A 20,113-nucleotide genomic window follows, 5' to 3' on the forward strand; every position below is an offset into this window, starting at 1 on the left:
TCTAGTGGCTTCTTGCTAATCTTCTTTCTAAATAACCAACGCCTAGACTAAGCGGAATTGTTAATAGCAGATAGAACATGGCAACAAAGATGTAGACATCAAACGTCACAAATGTTCTAGATGCAATAAGGTCACCTTGATACATGAGATCAAACCCTGCAATGACACCTAAAATCGAGGAGTTTTTGACAAGGTTAATAAATTGATTCCCAAGAGGGGGAATGACGATTTTAATCGCCTGCGGCAAAATGATATACCGCATCGTACCACCATATGACAGACCTGAAGCGCGGGCTGCTTCCATTTGTCCAAGCGGTACAGCTTGTATCCCTGCACGAATGGCTTCAGCAATAAAGGCAGACGTATAAATGGCAAGAGCAATCGTCCCAGCAGTAAAGCCATCTGCTACAATACCTAGCACGGGTAAACCAAAGAAGAAAACAAAGGTGATCAATAATAATGGAATATTCCGAATAAATTCCACATAAGCCGTTCCGAACCAGTTGAGCGGCCTAAATGGCGCAATTCTCATAATGGCAATGAGTGTACCGATCAAAAAGCTTCCAATCAGAGCAATGACACTTGCACCAATGGTATATTTAAAGCCTTCTAAATAAAGATGGAAATTTTCAGTGAGAATGGAAAACCGCAGCAATCAGTTCACTTCCTTCCTGATCAACAGGGGAGCCATTGAGCGGCTCACCTGAGGCATTGATGTTAACCAATCAAATGTTATTCTTTGATCCATTTTTTAAGAATTTTGTCATACTCACCATTGTCTTTTAACGTTTTTAAGGCTTTATTGATCGCATCAGTTAATTCTTGATCCCCTTTTTTCACAGCAATGCCATAAGGCTCATCTGTAAAGGTGCCGCCGACCACTTCGTAATTTGAATCCTCATCTGCCATACCAAATAAGATCGCATTATCAGTTGTCAGCACTTGCCCTTGATTTGATTTTAAAGCTGTAAAAGCCTCTTGATAGTTCTCAAATTCTAATACGGATACTTCAGGTGCTTTCTCACGGATATTTTGAGAAGAAGTAGATCCTTTCACGGCCAGCACCTTCGTTCCTTTTTTAAGATCATCAATGGATTGAATGTCGCTTCCTTTTTTCACAAGCAGTGATTGTCCTGCTTCAAAGTAAACATCTGAGAAATTGACTTCTTTTTTACGCTCTTCTGTAATTGTCATGGTGGCTACAATCGCATGGATATCCCCTTTTTGAAGCAAAGGAATTCTTGTTTTAGATGTCACTTCCTTAAATTCTGCTTTTCCTTCATCGCCGAGTATTTCCTTTGTGATGGCTTTTGCAATATCGATATCAAATCCTTCAATATCCCCGCTGCTCGGATTTTTTAGACCGAATAGCCGTGTGTCATTTTTTACACCGAAAATGATTTTTTTGTCTTTCTTAATGGCTTCTAAAGAACTTCCTTGTTTTGCATCAGTTGAGCCTTTTTCTGTAGATCCACAAGCAGCTAAAGCGGCGATGCAGCAAGTCATAAAGAGCAGCAGGCCAAAGCGTTTCATTTTTTTCATTAAACCATTCCCCCTAGTGATTTAAAATACGGCTTAAAAATAATTGAGCACGTTTCTCTTGCGGTTTTTCATAAAATGCAGCTGGTGTTGATTCTTCAAGAATTCTGCCCTCATCAATAAAGACAATGCGGTCGGCCACTTCACGGGCAAAGCCCATCTCATGCGTGACAACAACCATGGTCATGCCTTCACGGGCCAGCTGCTTCATCACATCTAATACCTCGCCGATCATCTCTGGATCAAGTGCAGATGTCGGTTCGTCAAAAAGCATCACCTCTGGTTTCATCGCAAGCCCTCTTGCAATGGCAACGCGCTGCTGCTGTCCGCCTGAGAGTCGTGAAGGGTAGGTGTCTGCTTTTTCAGGAATGCCGACTTTATTTAAATAAAATTCAGCTGTTTCCTTTGCTTCTTCCTTGCTCACTTTTTTGACCTTCATCGGCGCAAGCATAATGTTTTCAAGCACCGTCTTATGCGGATAGAGGTGGAAATGCTGAAAGACCATTCCGATATTTTGCCTGACAAGATTGATGTTGGTCTTCGGATGCTGAACAGACACTTGGTTGACGAGAACTTTTCCCGCATCAATGCTTTCAAGACGATTGATACACCTGAGCATCGTACTTTTACCAGATCCTGAAGGACCGATGATCACAACAACCTCCCCTTTTTGAATATGTAGGTTAATGTCCTTAAGTACATGGAAATGGCCATAATGCTTGTTGACTTCTTCGAATGTGATCATGAAGAACCTCCTCTTGTGTTTCATTGGCTAAAGCTAAAGTGGATTCTAGCACAACTTGTGTAAAAAGAAGTAAATGTTGGAATATTTTCTGACGAGATTTTACAGCAAATAGTGACTTTGGATGGAGCTGTATGTTTCATGTGTATTCATTTTTAACAAAGTTAGGACAAATTTTATTTACGTGGATAATTGCAGAAGATGGTTAAACAATAAGAAAAGAGGTGAAAAAGGTGAAGAAACGTCCGATCCAATTTCTGATATATGCTGCAGGGATCTTGCTTGTCCTTGCATCCTTGCTCATTTTACTTCAGCTCGACGAGTTATGGATGCCTGTTTTTTTATTGCTGAAGGCGGTTCTCATTCCGCTTCTCATCGCCATTTTTATTTCTTATCTGCTTTATCCGATTGTGGAAAGACTTCATGCACGAGGGCTGCCGAGAACAGTCAGTCTCTTACTCATCTATGTCCTGTTTTTTGGCGGGATTGGGTTTGCGGTTTATAAAGGAGCGCCTGTGATGATCGCACAGTTAAATGAGCTGTCAGAACAAATTCCTGTCCTCGCTGAAACTTATAATGGCGCTTTATCACATATTCATCGTCATACGAGCCACTGGCCTGACGGACTTCACGACCGCTTGGACCGCTTCATTGTTCAATCGGAGACATATGCAGCCAATAGTGCTGAGCGGATGATTCTTAGCTGTAAGGTTTTATTTGATTACGCATTAGTCGCAGCACTCATTCCTTTTCTTGTTTTTTATATGGTGAAGGATATGAACACGATGAAGCGGGCGGCATGGTATTTAACGCCGCCATCATTTAGAAAGAGGGGAAAAGCTTTTGTCAAAGCAGTGGATGAATCGCTTGGTGATTATATTCGAGGGCAGCTGCTTGTTTGTTCTTTAATCGGGGGTGCAGCAGCCATTGTGCTCTGGCTTTTTCATATCCCGTATCCGCTTGTTCTTGGGATGCTGATAGGGGCAACGAACGTGATTCCTTATTTTGGACCGATTATTGGCGCAGTTCCTGCCATCTTTATTGCGTTTACCATCTCGGTGAAATCGGTCATCATTGTACTGATCACAGTAGCGGTGCTGCAATTTTTAGAGAGCAATGTCCTCAGCCCAATCATTGTAGGGCGAAGTCTTCATATGCATCCTGTCGTCATTATGCTTGTCTTGCTTGCAGGAGGAGAGCTGTTTGGCTTAATTGGGATGATTTTAGCCGTACCAGCAGCTGCAATTATCAGGGTGATCATTGTGCAATATATCCTGATGAGACGAAGCGTTCATTGACAAGACGAGCCGAGTTGTCTATAATAATTTCGATTCATACATATTGAAATTCAATGACGGACCCGAGTACGTTAAAAAGCTGTTGCAGAGAGAGGCTTTATTTGCTGAGAAAAGCCTTATCAGACCTTTAACGGAAGCTAGTCCCGAGTGCAGATAAACACTGCCGCTCTCTTCCGGCGTTATCGGATGTGAAGGTGATAGACGAATTTGTCTATAATCAGGGTGGTACCGCGAGAACATCTCGTCCCTGTGTAAGTCGTTTTGTGCTTGCATAGGGCGGGATGTTTTTTCGTTTGTGTGGAGATTGATGAATGATAAGGGAGGATTTTTGAATGAAAACTTTAACTTCAGCTCAAGTACGTCAAATGTTTTTAGACTTCTTTAAAGAAAAAGGACATGCTGTAGAACCGAGTGCGTCTCTTGTACCGCATGACGATCCGACACTTTTATGGATCAACAGTGGTGTGGCAACATTAAAGAAATACTTTGATGGTCGCGTCGTACCTGAAAATCCGCGTATTTGCAACGCGCAAAAATCGATTCGTACAAATGATATTGAAAATGTAGGGAAGACAGCACGCCATCACACGTTCTTTGAAATGCTTGGCAACTTCTCTATTGGTGACTACTTTAAAGAAGAGGCCATTGAATGGGCGTGGGAATTCCTCACAAGTGACGAGTGGATTGGCTTTGATCCGAATTTGTTATCTGTAACAGTCCACCCAGAGGACGAAGAAGCGTATATCCTTTGGAGAGATAAAATTGGTGTGCCTGAAGAACGTATTATCCGTCTGGAAGGAAACTTCTGGGATATAGGCGAGGGCCCAAGCGGACCGAATACAGAAATTTTCTATGACCGAGGTGAATCATACGGTCACGACATGAACGATCCAGAATTATATCCAGGCGGGGAAAACGAGCGTTATTTAGAAGTATGGAATCTCGTGTTCTCTGAATTCAACCATAATCCAGATGGATCATACACACCACTGCCGAAGAAAAACATTGATACAGGGATGGGTCTTGAACGAATGGTATCTGTCATTCAAAATGTGCCGACGAACTTCGATACAGACCTATTCATGCCAATTATTCGCGCAGTCGAAACGATCTCTGGAGAAAGCTATGGCGAAACAAAGGAAAAGGATACAGCATTCAAAGTGATTGCTGACCACATCCGGACAGTTGCCTTTGCTGTAAGTGACGGAGCACTTCCTTCCAATGAAGGCCGCGGATATGTATTAAGACGTTTGCTGCGCCGCGCTGTGCGTTATGCAAAAACGATCCATATCCACCGTCCGTTTATGTATGATTTAGTGCCAGTTGTTGCTGAAATCATGAAGGATTTCTACCCAGATGTACAAGCAAAAGAAGAATTTATTGCGAAAGTCATCAAAAACGAAGAAGAACGTTTCCACGAAACACTGAACGAAGGGTTAGCCATTTTGTCAGAAGTGATCAAAAAAGAAAGAGACAAAGGCAGCTCACAAATTTCAGGTGAAGATGTATTTAAGCTGTATGATACGTATGGATTCCCTGTCGAGCTGACAGAAGAATATGCAGAAGATGAGAACATGACAGTTGATCGAGAAGGCTTCCAAGCGGAAATGGAGAAGCAGCGTGAACGTGCAAGAAATGCGAGACAAGATGTCGGCAGTATGCAGGTTCAAGGGGGCGCTCTAGGCGATATCAAAGTAGAAAGCACCTTCGTTGGCTATGAAAATCTAACAGCAGATGCCCGTATCATTGAATTGCTTCAAAATGGTGAAATTGTCTCGGAAGCACATGAAGGAGACACGGTGCAAATCTTGTTAGATGAAACTCCATTCTATGCGGAAAGCGGCGGACAAGTAGCGGATAAAGGGACACTAAAAAGTGCAGAAGCCATCATTGAGATCAAAGATGTGAAAAAAGCGCCAAACGGTCAGCATGTCCATGAAGGAGTCGTCGTAAGCGGTACGGCTCAAAAAGGTCTCGAAGTCACTGCAGAAGTGGAATCAGCTCTTCGAAAAGGTATTGTGAAAAACCATACAGCGACACACCTTCTGCATCAGGCGCTAAAAGATGTATTAGGCAGCCACGTGAACCAAGCAGGGTCATTGGTGAATGAAAACAGACTTCGTTTTGATTTCTCTCACTTTGGACAAGTGACGAAAGAAGAATTGTCTCAAATTGAAAAAATCGTGAACGAAAAGATTTGGGAAGGCATTTCGGTTGCGATTGACCTGAAGCCAATTGCTGAAGCAAAAGAAATGGGCGCAATGGCGCTGTTTGGCGAAAAGTATGGCGATATTGTCCGCGTAGTCCAAGTCGGCGATTACAGCATCGAGCTATGCGGCGGCTGTCACGTGCAAAACACTGCGGAAATCGGTTTGTTTAAAATTGCGTCTGAGTCGGGTATTGGTGCTGGAACACGCCGTATTGAAGCTGTGACTGGTCAAGGTGCCTATGAAGAATTAAATGACCAGCTGGCGATTTTAGAGCAGGCAGCAAGTGAGCTGAAGTCAAATACGAAGGACGTACCAAAACGAATCGCTTCATTACAGGCGGATTTAAAAGAGGTTCAAAGAGAAAACGAATCTCTTCTTGCGAAATTAAGCCAAGCAGAAGCAGGCTCTATTTTAGAGAAAGTGACTGAAATTGCCGGAGTGAAAGTATTAACTGAAAAAGTAAATGCTAAAGACATGAACCATTTAAGAACAATGGTTGATGACTTGAAAGCTAAATTAGGATCAGCTGTCATCGTCCTGGGAGCCGTTCAAAACGGAAAAGTAAACATTTCAGCAGGAGTGACAAAAGACGTGATCGAAAAAGGTCTGCATGCAGGGAAGCTTGTGAAGCAGGCAGCTGAAATCTGCGGCGGAGGCGGAGGCGGACGTCCAGATATGGCACAAGCAGGCGGAAAACAACCAGAAAAACTTGAAGAAGCACTGGCATCTGTCGAAGAATCTGTCAAATCCGTTTTATAATCAGGCGATGTAGTGTAGAATAATGGTATTAGATGAGCGGTTAGAAAAAAGCTTGCTAGTAGAATGTTGGAAGAGAGGTGCAAGAAGCAGTGAGTTCATTTGATAAGACAATGAAGTTTAACTTCTCTGATGATTCAGCTGAAACCAATGTGAATGAAGTGCTCATTACAGTTCATGACGCACTCCAAGAAAAAGGATACAACCCGATCAATCAAATTGTCGGATACTTGCTGTCAGGCGACCCTGCTTATATTCCAAGACATCAGGATGCACGCAACCTAATTCGTAAACTAGAACGAGACGAATTAATTGAGGAATTGGTTAAATCGTACTTAGAGACACATAAAGAGGCGTAAAACATGAGAATTTTAGGCTTAGATTTAGGCACGAAAACCCTTGGTGTTGCGATCAGTGATGAAATGGGATGGACAGCGCAAGGGATTGAAACAATTAAAATTGATGAAGCAGGCGGAGACTTTGGTCTCAGCCGCCTGTCTGAGATTGTTGCAGAATATGGAGCGGATAAAATTGTACTTGGCTTTCCAAAAAATATGAACGGCACGGTCGGTCCTAGAGGCGAAGCCAGCCAATCATTTGCGAAAGTGCTAGAAAACACGTACAATGTTCCTGTTGTGCTTTGGGACGAGCGTCTGTCAACAATGGCAGCGGAAAAAATGCTCATCTCTGCAGATGTGAGCAGACAAAAGCGTAAAAAAGTCATTGATAAAATGGCGGCTGTTATGATCCTGCAAGGATATTTAGACAGCTTAAATTAAAATGAGGTGAATCAAATGGAACACGGAGAAAAGCAAATTACAATCGTTGATGATAATGGAAATGAACAGCTTTGCGAAGTACTATTTACTTTTGAAAGCGACCATTTTAACAAATCTTATGTTCTTTACTACCCAATTTCTGAGCAAGACAATGAGGAAATTGAAATTCATGCATCAAGCTTCACACCGAACGAAGACGGTGAAGATGGCGAGCTAGAGCCGATTGAAACGGATGAAGAGTGGGACATGATTGAAGAAACGTTAAACACGTTCTTAGATCAAGAAGACGAAGAATAGAACGAATAAAAGGCCTGTGAACAGATCTTCTTGATCTTTCTTCACAGGTCTTTTTTTACGATCATTATGTTAACTTAAATTTATTTCATGTTGACATAATGAACTGTACCTTTTACTCTATTTTTAACAATAAATTGAGTGAGGGGCATGAATATTGAGAATTCAAGATATGATGCAAATAGCGTTAATGACAGCGGTTATCGGGATGTTAGGCTTGATCCCGCCGATTTTACTGACATTTACACCTGTACCGATTACATTGCAAACCGCAGGTCTTTTGCTTGCTGGGGGGCTGTTAAAGCCAAAGCAAGCACTGATCAGTTTATGTCTTTTTCTTTTGGTTGTGGCAGCAGGCGCACCTCTTTTGTCAGGTGGGAGAGGCGGGATAGGGGTCTTTTTTGGTCCAAGTGGTGGTTTTCTTCTTGCTTATCCTGTTGCTGCCTTCATGATCAGCTTATGGGTGAACCGGCTGAAAAAAGTAACCGCACTGCGTCTTTTTGTGATCTATGCGGTTTGCAGTATTGTGATTTTGTATATGAGCGGTATTCCTTTTCAAGCCATGATGATGCATATTAAGGTGTCGCAGGCGGCTTTCCTTAGTTTGATTTATCTTCCAGGTGATCTCATCAAAGCGGGAATGTGCGCTTTCTTTACGGTCAAAATCATACAGGCCATGTCCTATCGAAAAAGGGATCTGCATAAAGGGAGGCGTGCAGTTTGAACAGAATAACGGAAAGCTATGCAGTACATGCAGAAATGAAACGAGATCAGATTGCCATCATAGATGAGCAAGAAAGCATTACATATGAAGATTGGTATGAACGTGTGCAGAGATCGGCACAGTGGTTACAAGGAACGGCTCATCAGCAAAAAAGAATCGCTTTTTTATTATCAAATGGTGCTTCTTTTCTTCAAATATTTGCGGGCGCTGCTTGTGCAGGGTGGACAGCCGTTCCGCTTGATCCGAGATGGAGTCATCAAGAATGTGTAGAAAAGCTCTTGTTAAGTGAGGCGGATCTCGCCATTATAGAGGATCGATTGATGAAAAGATTTGAACAGGGAAGCGTGGACATGCCGATTCTTTCTTTATCTGAATGGAAGGAAAGAATGAGCCTTCTCACAGACATCAATCCTTGTAACAACTGCGATACCGAGAAGGATCCTGTCTTTTATATGGGATTTACGTCAGGTTCAACAGGCTCACCGAAAGCCTTTATTAGACGTCAGCAATCATGGATCGAGAGCTTTCGAATGACAGCTGCTTCATTTGGAATCACTCATCAAGATCATGCTCTTATATTAGGTACACTCTTATCCTCTCACTTTTTATATGGTGCCATCAGTACATTATACTTTGGCGGCACAGTGACACTTTTAGAAAAATTTGTGCCAGGAAAAGCGAAGCAAGCCTTAGAGACAGGTGATATCACCGTGATGTATACTGTCCCAACAATGACAGAAACGTTACTGCAAATCGATGCTTTTAAAGGAGACAATCCGCTTCTTGTCATGTCATCGGGAGCAGATTGGAGCATCTCGTCAAAAGAACAGCTCGTCTCCAACTATCCACATATCACTTTTTTTGATTTTTATGGTACATCAGAGTTAAGTTTTGTCTCTTACTTGTCTTCAAATGACTTTCTGCAAAAACCTTCTTCTGTTGGACGGCCTTTCTCCTCCATTCAAGTAGAAGTAAGGCGGCCCGATCAATCTGTCTGTCAGCCAAATGAAACAGGGAGGATTTATGTAAAGAGCCCAATGACTTTTTCAGGTTACTTACATGAGGAGAAACCGCCGCAGGAGTGGCTGACAGTTTACGATATGGGATGGCTGGATGAAGACGGTTATCTGTATATGAGCGGTCGTGAGAATGGCATGATCGTCTATGGAGGTCTGAATATTTTCCCAGAGGAAATTGAGCGTGTGCTAAATGAACAGCCAGAGGTGAAGCGGTCGATTGTGGTGGGCGTTCCTGACCCATATTGGGGTGAAATCCCTGTTGCCATACTGGAGCAAGTGCAGCAAATAAAGGTGGTTCGACAAGCTGTTAAAGAAAAGCTTGCGGCCTACAAGGTACCAAAAAAATGGCTTATGATTGATCAAATGATTGAAACATCCGGCGGAAAAATTGCCCGCGTGAGCATGAAAAGGTGGGCGGAGGAGCAATTGTCATGCAAGCGATGATCGTACAAGCAAAACGAACACCCTTCGGTGACAAAAATGGGATGCTGAAAGATTATCGCCCAGAGCAATTAGCCGCTCCCCTTATTCGGCATTTGTCTCAGAACATGACACCAGATGACGTCATATTAGGCAATGTCGTCGGAGGCGGTGGAAATATGGCCCGTCTGTCCTCATTAGAAGCAGGGCTTCCTTTACACGTTCCCGGTATGACGATTGACAGGCAATGTGCCTCTGGTCTTGAAGCGATCCGAACAGCTTGCATCATGGTTCAATCGGGGGACGGCGCGATGTATATCGCTGGCGGGACTGAGAGCATTTCCAGATCACCAATGAAAGAAAGAGCCCGCTTTTCACCGGAGTGGATAGGAGATCCACATATGGGAGAAGCAGCAGAGCTGACCGCGTCGGCATTTTCTGTTACAAGAAAAGAACAAGATGACTATGCCCTTTTAAGCTGGGAGAGGAGTTTAGCCGCATTTAAACATGGTACATATGCAGAAGAAATCGTTTCGGTAGACGGGCTGAGTATAGATCAAGCAGCTGCTAAAATAAGACCAATGACAAAGCTGATCAAGCGGGCAAAACCTGTATTTTTGCCGGGGAAAGGAACTGTGACCACCGCCAATAGCTGTAAGGAAGCAGACGGAGCAGCTGCTGTCGCTGTGATGGAAAGATCGTTAGCGGAAGCAAGTGGATGTAAGGCGATGCTGCGGTATGCCGGAAGTGCTGTGACAGCGATACATCCTCATTTTCCAGCTGCTTCACCGATTGATGCAATCAAGAAACTTTTACATCAAGAGAACATCAAGGCAGAGGAAGTGGCGCTTTTTGAAATCAATGAAGCATTTGCGCTGAAAGCAGCACTTATTGCCCGCATGCTGGGGATACCATATGACCGGATCAATAGAAGAGGCGGTGCACTATGCCTTGGGCATCCATACAGCGCGTCAGGAGCTGCTATGATGGTGAGATTATTTTATGAAGCGCACACCTTACCGAATGGAAGCTATGTCATGGCTGCTATTGGAAGCGGTGGCGGTGTTGGTTTAGCCGTTTTGTGGCAAGTTTTGTCATGACATGCATGAGCAAGGAATTGCCGAACTCCGTCGAATCATGTACTATAAAAGCTAGATGTGAGGAGGGCCATGCATGTTTTCAGAACAAAAGAAACGACCATTCTTCAAAAGAAAAATGGGGATCGTCCTGTTATCTGTCCTTGCTGTCATCATCATTGCAGCATTATCAGGCTTTTTATATGTTAAATCAGCACTCGGACCGGTCGATCAAAAAAGTAAACAAACGATTAATATTCATATTCCAAATGGGACATCTGTGCGCGAAATTGCGGGCATTTTAAAAGAAAATGGGCTCATTTCGAATGACACGATTTTCACTTATTATGCGAAATACAAAAATGCGTCCGGCTTTAAAGCGGGTTATTTTCATTTGAAACAAACAATGGACGCAGACACGCTGATCAAAAAGCTGACATCTGGCGGAACAGATTACGCCTTTCAGCTTGTGATTCCAGAGGGAAGACAGCTATCTGATATTGCAGCGATTATTGCAAATCAGACGAATTTTTCAGCGAAGGAAGTTGAAGCAAAGCTGGATGATCCTGCTTTTATTCAAACACTAATGAAAAAATATCCGAAAACCGTGACATCACAGGTGAATGGGAAACAGGTGAAACATCCGTTAGAGGGTTACTTATTCCCTGCTACGTATCCATTTTATCGTGAGGATGAATCACTCGAGACGATCATTGAAACGATGATTAAACAAACAGATCAATACGTGAAAACGTATGAAAAAGACATGAAAAAGAGAAACATGTCCATACATGATGTGTTAACGATGGCATCACTCATTGAAATGGAAGCAACAGAAAAGACAGATCGGGCAAAAATCTCAAGTGTATTTTATAACCGGTTGAAAAAGGACATGCCGCTTCAAACTGACCCAACCGTTCTTTATGCACTTGGTGAGCATAAATCCCGCGTTTATTACAAAGACCTAAAAGTGAAATCTCCTTATAACACGTATAACAACAAAGGGCTGCCGCCTGGACCTATTGCAAATGCTGGTGAATCCTCTTGGAAAGCAGCACTGCATCCAGAGAAAACGGATTACGTTTACTTCCTTGCGAAGAAAAATGGAGAAGTCGTATTTACGAAAACGTTAAATGAGCATAATAAAGCAAAAGCGAGATACATCACAGGCAGCAATTAACGTACAAGTGAATCGAAAAAGACTGTAGACAATACGAGATTGCCTGCAGTTTTTTTCGTTGGAATATCCATTTTATAGGTTCGCAATTACCACTCCTTTGTGGTAAAATATATCGGGTTGTTTTTACTTAGATGAACGAAAGATTGACGAGAAAGAGAGCTGCAATAGGCAGGACTCTTCTTTTTCAGGTCATGAAGGAGCTAGACAGATAATGACTATCGAAGATGATCGAATAAATGATTATATTGAACATTTAATTCACCCAAGTCCTGATGCGATCGCTCAATTAGAGATATATGCAAAAGAGCATCATGTGCCAATTATGGAAAAGGTGAGCATCGAGCTTTTACTGCAGCTTCTTTCGATGAAAAAGCCGAAGAAAATTCTTGAGGTTGGGACAGCGATTGGCTATTCCGCCATTCGAATGGCAACAGCTCTGCCAGATGCTGAGATTTATACGATTGAGCGAAATGCAAAGCGCTATGAAGAAGCGACACGGAACATTGAAGAATTAAAGTTAAAAGAAAGAATACACGTGTTTTTTGGTGATGCGATGGAATCGGCTAAAACGGTCCAAACGATGGCGCCCTATGATGTGATTTTTATTGATGCTGCAAAAGGGCAGTACAAGCGTTTTTTTGAATTGTTTGAACCGATGCTTGCTCATGACGGAATGATTATTACAGACAATGTATTATTCAAAGGCTTAGTGGCAACGAATTATGAAGAAGAAATTGAAGATAAACGAAAAAAACAATTAATTGGAAAAATTGATCGATACAATCAATGGCTCATGTCAAACCCTGATTTCCAAACGTGCATTATTCCAGTTGGAGACGGGATCGCCATTAGTACAAAAAGAGGTGACCAATCATGAAGAAACCAGAATTGCTTGTGACGCCAAGCAGCGTGTCAGACGTCATGCCATTAATTGAGGCAGGAGCTGATGCATTCTTAATAGGCGAACAAACATACGGTATTCGTCTTGCGGGTGAGTTTTCAAGAGAAGATGTGAAACAAACGGTTGAGCTTGCACATGCTCATCACAAAAAAGTGTATGTGGCGATGAATGCAATTTTTCATAATGACCGCGTACAACTGCTTGGAGATTATTTAACTTTTCTCGATTCATTAAACGTGGACGGTGTCGTCTTTGGAGACCCAGCCGTGATCATGGCTGCAAAGGAAACAGGAGTGAACCTGAATCTTCACTGGAGTACAGAAACGACTGGGACAAACTATTACACTTGTAACTATTGGGGCAGAAAAGGCGCATCGCGTGCTGTTCTTGCAAAAGAGCTGAATATGGACAGTGTGATCGACATCAAAGAAAATGCTGAGGTGGAGATTGAAATCCAGGTCCATGGCATGACATGTATGTTTCAATCAAAACGTACGCTCATCGGCAACTACTTTGAATACCAGGGCAAACAAATGGATGTCGTAGGCAGACATATGGAGGAAGGGCTATTCCTGCATGATCAAGAGCGTCAAAACAAATACCCTATTTTCGAGGATGCAAACGGGACACATATTATGAGTCCAAATGATGTGTGTATGATTGACGAATTAGAAGAGTTTGTTGACGCAGGCATTGACTCATTTAAAATTGACGGAATTTTAAAGTCACTTTCTTATATGACAGAGGTGACATCACTTTATAGAAAAGCAATTGATTTACTAACGACTGACAAAGACGCATTTTATGAAGATCAGAAAGAGGACTGGGTGAAGCGGATTGAAGAGATTCAGCCAGTGAATCGTTCGATTGATACAGGATTCTTCTTTAAAGAAACGGTTTATTAATATAAGAGGAGGCAGAGGAAATGGCATTATTGAAAGATGGTATTTCTGAAATGATTGATGGGAAACGTGTCATTACAAAAAAACCAGAACTGCTTGCACCCGCAGGAAACTTGGAAAAGCTGAAAATTGCTGTACATTATGGAGCTGACGCTGTTTTTATTGGTGGGAAAGAATTTGGGCTTCGCTCAAATGCAGATAACTTTTCAATTGAAGAAATGGCAGAAGGCGTCGCATTTGCAAACAAATATGGCGCACGCATTTATGTGACAACGAATATCTTCGCCCACAATGAAAACATGGACGGGCTGGAGGAATACCTTCAAGGGATTGAAGGCGCTGGAGTAGCAGGCATTATCGTAGCTGATCCACTGATCATTGAAACATGTAAACGTGTTGCACCGAAGCTTGAAGTCCACTTAAGCACACAGCAATCTCTTTCAAATTGGAAAGCTGTTCAATTTTGGAAGGAAGAAGGGCTTGAGCGTGTGGTGCTTGCACGTGAAACAAGTGCGCTAGAAATTAGAGAAATGAAAGAAAAAGTCGATATTGAAATCGAAACATTCATTCACGGTGCGATGTGTATCGCATACTCTGGCCGCTGCGTGCTCAGTAACCATATGACGGCAAGAGATTCTAACCGTGGAGGCTGCTGCCAGTCCTGCCGCTGGGATTATGATCTTTATAAACTAGAAGGTTCTGAGGAAGCGCCCTTATTTGGTGAAGAAGATGCACCATTTGCGATGAGTCCAAAAGATTTGAAGCTTGTTGAATCCATTCCTCAAATGATCGAAATGGGAATTGACAGCTTAAAAATCGAAGGACGGATGAAATCCATTCATTATGTTGCCACTGTTGTCAGTGTGTATCGTAAAGTCATCGATGCGTATTGTGCTGATCCAGACAATTTTGTCATTCAGCAGGAATGGTTAGATGAATTAGATAAATGCGCAAACCGTGACACAGCACCAGCCTTTTTCGAAGGCGTACCAGGAACAGATGAACAAATGTTTGGCATTCATGGAAAGAAAACGACATTTGATTTCGCAGGTCTTGTTCTTCATTATGATGAAAAAGAACAAATCGTGACATTGCAGCAGCGTAACTTCTTTAAGCAAGGCGACGAAGTCGAATTCTTCGGACCAGAAATTGAGAATTTCACATGCAAAATTGAGACGATTTGGGATGAAAAAGGCAATGAACTAGATGCCGCTCGTCATCCGCTGCAAATCGTCAAATTCAAGCTTGATCAAAAAGTATACCCTAGCAACATGATGAGAAAGGGGAAATAACAGCCACATGAGGAGTAAACCAGTTGTCATTGGTATTGCTGGCGGCTCGGGTTCAGGTAAAACGAGCGTCACCAATTCAATCTATGAAAAATTTAAAGGACATTCCATCCTCATGCTTCAGCAAGATTTATATTACAAAAATCAAAGTCATATGCCATTTGAAGAGCGCCTGCTCACGAACTATGATCATCCGCTTGCATTCGACAATGACCTGATGTTTGAGCATTTGGAACAGCTCCTAAGGTACGAATCCATTGAAAAACCAATATATGATTTTAAACTAAACACACGTTCAGAAGAAACGGTTCATGTTGAGCCGAAGGATGTCATTATCGTTGAAGGTATCTTTGCGCTCGAAGACGAACGTTTGAGAGACTTAATGGATATTAAACTGTATGTCGATACAGATGCAGACCTTCGCATCATTCGCCGCATTTTACGCGATACGAAGGAAAGAGGCCGGTCGATCGATTCTGTGATTGAACAATATGTATCTGTTGTCAGACCGATGCATAATCAATTCATTGAACCGACAAAGCGATACGCCGATATCATCATCCCAGAAGGCGGCCAAAACCATGTGGCAATAGACTTAATGGTCACAAAAATTCAAACCATTCTTCAAAACCGAGCAGAGTAAATGGTGGCGAAGAAAAAGACCTTTACAGTGTAAAGGTCTTTTCAGCATCATATTAATAAACAGTCACGAAAACTTGTCCTAAGACAGACGTCCCTTTATAAAGAGTGATCGTGGCTTTGCCAGGTGAATTTGCGGTCACTATTCCATTAGAGCTAACAGAAGCTACACTCTGTTTATCTGTCCAATAACGTGTAGCTGCAGAATTATAGACTGAGTATTGCTCACCAACTCTTAAAGGTAAACTGTAATCTTTAATCGAAATCACATCTAATGTTTGAAATCCAGACGAGCTGCTATTGACTGTGACATCTGCTGTTTCTTTGGCTGAAGCCATGCCCATTAGTGAAAAAGATAAGGTAGAGATGGATAGAACAGAAACAATTGTTTTCTTCATGTTCATTTAAAACACTCCCTAGCATGTATTTGGTCTTGCATTGATAGAATTCAACAAAAACCAAATATTTCCTTGTTAATATTTGTTAATTATATGTGAACATTTATGAAAGCAGCATTATCGGAAAAAATCTTGAGGGTTTGATATGATAAGAAAACAATGAAGAAAAGAAGAGATGGAGAAATCACTACCACATAGCGAAAGAATGAAGTTGAAAAAGTATATTAAAAAAACGACAAACAAATCATCACAAATTTTCAAACAATTCTTGATCAAAACGCAATTTTGTAATAATATAGCATAGACATATCGTACACTGACCATATTATGTATTGGAAGATGGAGAATGGATAAGCTATTCTTCTACATATGATCGAAATGGCCGAACGAGGTACAGGAGCTTCCTGTGCCTTTCCACAGTTTGTGCGATTTTAGACCGCTGCGGAGTGGTCCTGTCTAATAAAAGGCATAATAGTTGCATCTAAAAGGGACGCCATGTAAGATGGACTTTTACGAATATGGGACAGAAGGAATGAGGGCCTGAACATGTCCTCATTCTTGTATATTTCAGTCGTCACTCACGTGCAGAAAGTTTGTATGATGAGGATTAATAGAAGGAGTGAATGATTCATGGCACAAGAGAAAGTATTTCCAATGACAGAAGAAGGAAAGCGTAAATTAGAAGAAGAACTTGAACATTTGAAAACGGTTAAACGTAAAGAGGTTGTAGAGCGTATTAAAATCGCTAGAAGCTTTGGAGACCTCTCTGAAAACTCGGAATATGATTCTGCTAAAGAAGAGCAGGCGTTTGTAGAAGGCCGTATTACAACGCTTGATAATATGATTCGTAATGCCAAAATTATCGAAGATGAAGGAAATTCAAATGTTGTTTCACTTGGTAAAACGGTGACATTCGTTGAATTACCAGACGGCGAAGAAGAGTCTTACACCATTGTGGGAAGTGCAGAAGCTGATCCGTTTGAAGGCAAGATTTCAAACGATTCACCGATTGCAAAAAGCCTTTTAGGTAAACAAGTAGACGACAAAGTAACCGTTCAAACACCTGGTGGAGAAATGTTTGTCAAAATTGTAAAAATTTCATAATCACGTTTATCACGTAAACACCTCGTCCACAATAGGGACGAGGTGTTTTTATGCGCAAAAAAAGAAGAATTCAATGGACAGGTGCGATTATTTTTATGCTATTTCTCGGTCTTCTGATGAGACTGGCAGAAATTCAGCTGTTCTTCACAGAATCTTTTTCAAAGCTTGATATCAATTTAATACAAGAAAGTGTCAAACAGCGAACAGAAGAAGTCGTCATTTCAGACGGGCGCGGTGAGTTTTTAGATCGAAACGGCCAAGCACTTCTTACAAAAGAACAGCCCGCGGTTATCTTATTTCCTTTCCTGCAATATGATCTTCCGCGCTTGCAGCAAACTGCCTCAATTCTTGAGATGGAAGAGAATGAACTCAAAAAACAGTTAACAGAAACGAAAAAACCGCTCATTTTAAAAGATGACATTTCGAAAAAAAAGCTGAAAGACATCAATGATATGAAATATTCAGGTGTGTACGGCGTATATATGAAAGAGAAGGACAAAAAAAGACTTGCCCTCCACACATTAGGTTTCACAAGCGAGAATCCAGAACTATTGAGAAAGCGGTATCCTGACAAAAAAGAGCTTTCCATTCGTACTGAAATCGGCACATTTGGGCTGGAAAGCACCTTTGACGAATTTCTATTACCCGAGCAAGACACAAAATTGTTATATCATGTGGACGGAAGGGGAAACCCTTTGTTCGGTATGGACGTCAAATATACAGCAGAAGCTCATTCCTTTTATCCACTTCAGGTACAGACAACAATAGATGAAGACATGCAGGCTGAAATGGAAAAGGTGCTCAAAGAACAAGGCGTTGAAAAAGGCGGTGCCGTTCTGCTTGACATTGAAAAAAGCAGTGTGCTGGCGATGGCGAGTACCCCAAATGTCACAAGCAAAAACCGGCACGAGGCAAGAAATTACATGCTGACAGCGATTGCACCAGGCTCTGTCTTTAAAACGGCTGTGCTTGCCGCAGCAATCGAAAAAAACCTTGACCAGCCACAAACCATGTATGACTGTCGAAAGAATTTATATGGAGAGCCTGAAGGAAAACAGGAAGTGCTAAATCTGACGGACAGTTTCTCAGAGAGCTGCAATTATACCTTTGCGACACTTGCTGAAAGGCTCATTCAAGCAGATGATCAAATCATCGAAAAGACGGCTGCAAAGCTTGGACTCTTAGATCGAGCTGGCTGGGAAGGGGATGTCTATCATAAGCAGCACTTCAAACAGTTTGATCGTGAAGAAACAGGCAGTGTGTGGGGAGATAAAAGAGACAAGCATGTCAAAAAAGCCATTGCACAAACCGCAATAGGACAAAAAAATGTCAAAACGACTCCTCTGCAAATCGCGAATATGATGGCTACGATCGCAAGAGGAGGAGAACGAAAAGAAGTGAAAATCGCAGAAAAAGTGCTGTATCAAAACGGAACAACGATGCTGTCCTTTCAAAACAAACGGCCTGAAGGGAGCAGCATAGACCGCTATACAGCTCAAAAGCTGCAAAAATTCTTAAGACAGGTGGTGACCTCTGACAAGGGAACCGGAAGAAGGTTTCAAGATTTGCCATACGATGTAGCGGGGAAATCAGGTACTGCCCAAACCGGCGGTCAAGACAAAAAGGGGAATCCGCTTTATCATAAGTGGTTTGCTGGATACTTTCCGGTAGAAAAACCAAAATACGCCCTTGTCGTTGTTCACCTTGACGAGACAAGTGGCCGGGCTAAGACAAATGATGCGTTTTATGATATTGTAAAAAAGGTCAATGAAATTGAAAAGAAACAGACATAGAACATCCCTTCATGACATGTTAGAATAGTAACGACTTAGGGAACAGAGGCAAAGGAGTGCAGAGATTTTGAGTAGAAATTCTCGATTTGAACATCGTGATAAGCGCAGAAAGGCAAATATGGTGCTTAACATATTAATTGGTATCGTTGTGGTGCTTATTTTGGTTGTCGCATCGAGTTTGTTAATTTTTAATAAGCCGAAAGATACAGATGTAGCGGATGCACCATCAAAAACGGCACCTGCAACAAGTGAAAATAAACAAAACTCAGAAGAAGATGTGAAAGATCCAAAGAAAGACACATCCGATGATTCAGATGCAAAAAAAGATGATTCATCTGATCAAGACGACGATACGAAGAAGACAGATGATGAAGAAAAACCTAATAAAGATGCGTTAAAAGACGCCAAAGAAACAGACGGCGGCAAAACAAGTGACGTCGACAAAACATACGAAAACGATGACTGGGAGCCTGTAGGAACAGAGCAATCCGGTTCACATACAGCAACCTATGATTCGAGCTCAACAGACTGGAAAGAAATGATCAAAGCGATGTCTTATGCGACAGGGATTTCAGAAGATCAAATGACCGTTCTTTGGTTAGGAAATAACGGAGGTCCTCAAGATGCAAAAGGAACCATCCGTGATAAATCAACAGGTGAACGCTACCGCGTGGAAATTACGTGGGTAGATGAAAAAGGCTGGAAACCTGTGAAGGTTGAAAAATTAAGATAAACATGAAAAAAAGATAGCAGATATGCTATCTTTTTTGTTTAAACATTCGCTTTAAAATGAACAACTGCTGTATACAAAATCCGCTCATCGATCACAGTCGTTTGATGACTGACAGAATGAACGGTCAGCAGAATCGCCTGATTATGTTCAATTTGTTTTTGGATCTTTTGTTCAAGTTCTTTTAAAGATGTTGCTTCAAAAAATTCAATTTTATCCTTTAAAAAATCCAGCTGAAAATCCATTTGATTCACCTCTCTATAACTCTTCATTCATCTTAATCTCTCTCCCTCAGAAGGGCAAATATTTTTCTACCTCTC

At 41.9% G+C, this 20,113-nt stretch carries 21 protein-coding genes and 1 other annotated feature; of the genes, 16 read left to right on the top strand and 5 right to left on the bottom strand.

Annotation, left to right across the window (positions count from 1 at the left end; all coding sequences use genetic code 11):
• Position 1 precedes the first annotated feature (1 nt).
• The 3 genes from AC20OE_RS06785 to AC20OE_RS06795 form a co-directional block, all read right to left on the bottom strand.
• On the bottom strand, positions 2-655 hold the full coding sequence (locus AC20OE_RS06785) for an amino acid ABC transporter permease (protein WP_039180271.1): 654 nt from the start codon (positions 653-655) through the stop codon (positions 2-4).
• Between the two features lie 77 nt (positions 656-732).
• Positions 733-1,542, bottom strand: coding sequence for a transporter substrate-binding domain-containing protein (locus tag AC20OE_RS06790; protein WP_103131897.1), 810 nt, complete (start codon positions 1,540-1,542; stop codon positions 733-735).
• 13 nt (positions 1,543-1,555) lie between these two features.
• Positions 1,556-2,284, bottom strand: coding sequence for an amino acid ABC transporter ATP-binding protein (locus AC20OE_RS06795; protein ID WP_041086396.1), 729 nt, complete (start codon positions 2,282-2,284; stop codon positions 1,556-1,558).
• A 230-nt stretch (positions 2,285-2,514) separates the two neighbouring features.
• On the opposite strand from AC20OE_RS06795, the gene AC20OE_RS06800 reads away from it, so the two are divergent.
• From AC20OE_RS06800 to udk, 13 genes are all read left to right on the top strand, one after another.
• Complete coding sequence (locus AC20OE_RS06800) at positions 2,515-3,579, top strand: AI-2E family transporter (protein WP_058839007.1); 1,065 nt, start codon at positions 2,515-2,517, stop codon at positions 3,577-3,579.
• A gap of 44 nt (positions 3,580-3,623) precedes the next feature.
• Positions 3,624-3,831 (top strand) — a binding site (T-box leader).
• A gap of 80 nt (positions 3,832-3,911) precedes the next feature.
• Positions 3,912-6,548 (top strand): alanine--tRNA ligase, encoded by a 2,637-nt coding sequence (gene alaS / locus AC20OE_RS06805; protein WP_487268762.1) that lies wholly within the window; start codon positions 3,912-3,914, stop codon positions 6,546-6,548.
• 89 nt (positions 6,549-6,637) lie between these two features.
• The gene (locus AC20OE_RS06810) at positions 6,638-6,904 is read left to right on the top strand and encodes an IreB family regulatory phosphoprotein (RefSeq protein ID WP_008358522.1); all 267 of its coding nucleotides are present in this window, start codon (positions 6,638-6,640) and stop codon (positions 6,902-6,904) included.
• Positions 6,905-6,907: 3 nt separating this feature from the next.
• Positions 6,908-7,324: a Holliday junction resolvase RuvX gene (gene ruvX / locus AC20OE_RS06815; RefSeq protein ID WP_034279935.1), complete on the top strand. Its 417-nt coding sequence runs from the start codon at positions 6,908-6,910 to the stop codon at positions 7,322-7,324.
• A gap of 15 nt (positions 7,325-7,339) precedes the next feature.
• Complete coding sequence (locus AC20OE_RS06820; protein ID WP_024423112.1) at positions 7,340-7,621, top strand: DUF1292 domain-containing protein; 282 nt, start codon at positions 7,340-7,342, stop codon at positions 7,619-7,621.
• A 154-nt stretch (positions 7,622-7,775) separates the two neighbouring features.
• Entirely contained in the window at positions 7,776-8,342 is a 567-nt protein-coding gene (locus tag AC20OE_RS06825) for a biotin transporter BioY (RefSeq protein WP_106025814.1), read from the top strand.
• Entirely contained in the window at positions 8,339-9,805 is a 1,467-nt protein-coding gene (locus AC20OE_RS06830) for an acyl-CoA synthetase (RefSeq protein WP_144491371.1), read from the top strand. The genes AC20OE_RS06825 and AC20OE_RS06830 overlap by 4 nt, the downstream gene beginning before the upstream one ends.
• A complete protein-coding gene (locus AC20OE_RS06835) occupies positions 9,793-10,881 on the top strand; it encodes an acetyl-CoA C-acyltransferase (protein WP_487268763.1) in 1,089 nt (362 codons plus the stop codon). Before AC20OE_RS06830 ends, AC20OE_RS06835 begins: the two co-directional genes overlap by 13 nt.
• A gap of 73 nt (positions 10,882-10,954) precedes the next feature.
• A complete protein-coding gene (gene mltG / locus AC20OE_RS06840; RefSeq protein ID WP_341084116.1) occupies positions 10,955-12,037 on the top strand; it encodes an endolytic transglycosylase MltG in 1,083 nt (360 codons plus the stop codon).
• Between the two features lie 211 nt (positions 12,038-12,248).
• Positions 12,249-12,914 (top strand): O-methyltransferase, encoded by a 666-nt coding sequence (locus AC20OE_RS06845; protein ID WP_039180249.1) that lies wholly within the window; start codon positions 12,249-12,251, stop codon positions 12,912-12,914.
• Positions 12,911-13,843, top strand: a complete 933-nt coding sequence (locus tag AC20OE_RS06850) for a peptidase U32 family protein (protein WP_487268764.1) — start codon at positions 12,911-12,913, stop codon at positions 13,841-13,843. Before AC20OE_RS06845 ends, AC20OE_RS06850 begins: the two co-directional genes overlap by 4 nt.
• A gap of 20 nt (positions 13,844-13,863) precedes the next feature.
• Complete coding sequence (locus AC20OE_RS06855) at positions 13,864-15,132, top strand: peptidase U32 family protein (RefSeq protein WP_024423107.1); 1,269 nt, start codon at positions 13,864-13,866, stop codon at positions 15,130-15,132.
• Between the two features lie 7 nt (positions 15,133-15,139).
• On the top strand, positions 15,140-15,772 hold the full coding sequence (gene udk / locus AC20OE_RS06860; RefSeq protein ID WP_024423106.1) for a uridine kinase: 633 nt from the start codon (positions 15,140-15,142) through the stop codon (positions 15,770-15,772).
• Positions 15,773-15,824: 52 nt separating this feature from the next.
• Here udk and AC20OE_RS06865 read toward each other — a convergent pair whose 3' ends face one another.
• The gene (locus AC20OE_RS06865) at positions 15,825-16,172 is read right to left on the bottom strand and encodes an Ig-like domain-containing protein (RefSeq protein WP_487268765.1); all 348 of its coding nucleotides are present in this window, start codon (positions 16,170-16,172) and stop codon (positions 15,825-15,827) included.
• A 624-nt stretch (positions 16,173-16,796) separates the two neighbouring features.
• On the opposite strand from AC20OE_RS06865, the gene greA reads away from it, so the two are divergent.
• The 3 genes from greA (at position 16,797) to AC20OE_RS06880 (ending at position 19,796) form a co-directional block, all read left to right on the top strand.
• Positions 16,797-17,270: a transcription elongation factor GreA gene (gene greA, locus AC20OE_RS06870; protein ID WP_039180237.1), complete on the top strand. Its 474-nt coding sequence runs from the start codon at positions 16,797-16,799 to the stop codon at positions 17,268-17,270.
• Positions 17,271-17,320: 50 nt separating this feature from the next.
• Entirely contained in the window at positions 17,321-19,063 is a 1,743-nt protein-coding gene (locus tag AC20OE_RS06875) for a peptidoglycan D,D-transpeptidase FtsI family protein (RefSeq protein WP_059374688.1), read from the top strand.
• A 67-nt stretch (positions 19,064-19,130) separates the two neighbouring features.
• Positions 19,131-19,796 carry a YrrS family protein gene (locus AC20OE_RS06880; protein WP_058839014.1) on the top strand — a complete coding sequence of 222 codons (666 nt, stop codon included), beginning with the start codon at positions 19,131-19,133 and terminating at the stop codon, positions 19,794-19,796.
• Between the two features lie 38 nt (positions 19,797-19,834).
• Here the strand turns inward: AC20OE_RS06880 and AC20OE_RS06885 are convergent, their stop codons facing one another.
• Positions 19,835-20,038 carry a YrzA family protein gene (locus tag AC20OE_RS06885; RefSeq protein WP_024423103.1) on the bottom strand — a complete coding sequence of 68 codons (204 nt, stop codon included), beginning with the start codon at positions 20,036-20,038 and terminating at the stop codon, positions 19,835-19,837.
• Positions 20,039-20,113 lie beyond the last annotated feature (75 nt).

The sequence above is a fragment of the Bacillus sp. SRI_025 genome (assembly GCF_057592095.1).